The sequence below is a fragment of the Microcoleus sp. C2D2 genome (genome assembly GCF_036702495.1).
In the GTDB taxonomy this organism is placed as follows: domain Bacteria; phylum Cyanobacteriota; class Cyanobacteriia; order Cyanobacteriales; family Microcoleaceae; genus Microcoleus.
The window spans coordinates 1-1,354 of the sequence record NZ_JAUBTO010000398.1; the positions used below are offsets into that span (position 1 = coordinate 1).

A 1,354-nucleotide genomic window follows, 5' to 3' on the forward strand; every position below is an offset into this window, starting at 1 on the left:
TAAGCCGGATGTGCTGAAAGGTACAAGTCCGGTTTTGAGGGGAGGGGGTTACAGCGATGTAATCCCTTTACCCGACTTATCCATGAGGATTTAAGCGTAGTCAAGAAATGTCAGGAGATAATCGCTGAATGGTTAAGTGACATGGGACTGGAGTTAAAGCCAAGTAAGACAAAATTAACCCACTCCCTCATTGAGATTGATGGTAATGTCGGGTTTGAGTTTCTAGGATTCCATGTACAACAGCACAGAGTAGGTAACTACAGATGTGCCAGTAATACAAAAGGAACACCGCTCGGCTTTAAAACACTAATTACCCCCTCAAAAGCCAAAATCAAAACGCATCTAACCAAGATTGCTGAGGTAATAGACACCCATAAAACCGCCCCACAAGCTGCCTTAATTAGCAAGCTAAATCCCATCATTAAGGGATGGTCAAACTATTACTCCAAAGTCTGTAGTAAGGAAACTTACTCTCAAGTCTATAACTTAACTTATCAAAAGTTAAGAGCTTGGGCAAAACCTAGGGGAAAAGGGGACATTAATGTTAGTAAATACTGGCGAACAGTAGGCACTAGACATTGGTGTTTCAGTACCGAAGAAGGGATGGCATTAACCTTACACTCTGATACGGAAATCGTAAGACACATAAAAGTGAAAGGTGAAGTTAGTCCTTACAACGGTAACTGGTCTTATTGGAGTGAGCGAAGGGGAGAGTACCCAGATACTCCTAACCGAGTATCCAAATTAATCAAGAAACAAAAGGGTATTTGCTCTCACTGTGGTTTGTACTTTACGAGTTCAGACATTGTAGAAGTTGACCATATTAAACCAACATCGTTAGGCGGTAAAGATGCCTACGACAATCTACAACTTCTGCATAGACACTGCCACGATTCAAAAACGGCTAAAGACGGGTCAAACTACCCAAAAATCAGCCCTAACATCGACACCTATCAGAACCGGACTAACGGCTCTACTGATAAAGACCATGTAGGTAGGATTGAAAGGTACAAAAACCACGGTCAGGAACCTCAGCCTAAAGGCATGAGGCTTGAAGGAGGAATCTAACAAGCCGTTCTGACGGGCCTCAGTCTTAACTGACTACGTTTTTTGAGTCACGACACCCTGGGATGCGTAGCTAGTCCCTTGCTCTGTCGTTGAGAGTTAAACAGTTCTAAGGTCACTGGAACAGTGCTTTCAACCTAACAAGCTCACTAAACTTTGGCGAAGCTAACTTTACTCCGAAAAGAGATTGAGGCAACCATACCTCACGCCTTGGGGCAACCATACCCCTCCACCCCGCGAGGGGATTCAATTCAATGTAAAGCCGTCCTAAAAGGACGGGGTTTCAAAC

The 1,354-nt window shown here is 43.8% G+C and carries 1 protein-coding gene; it reads left to right on the forward strand.

Annotated features, from left to right (window positions below):
- Nucleotides 1-141 precede the first annotated feature (141 nt).
- Complete coding sequence (locus QUB61_RS39490; RefSeq protein ID WP_333136937.1) at nucleotides 142-1,068, forward strand: group II intron maturase-specific domain-containing protein; 927 nt, start codon at nucleotides 142-144, stop codon at nucleotides 1,066-1,068.
- Nucleotides 1,069-1,354 lie beyond the last annotated feature (286 nt).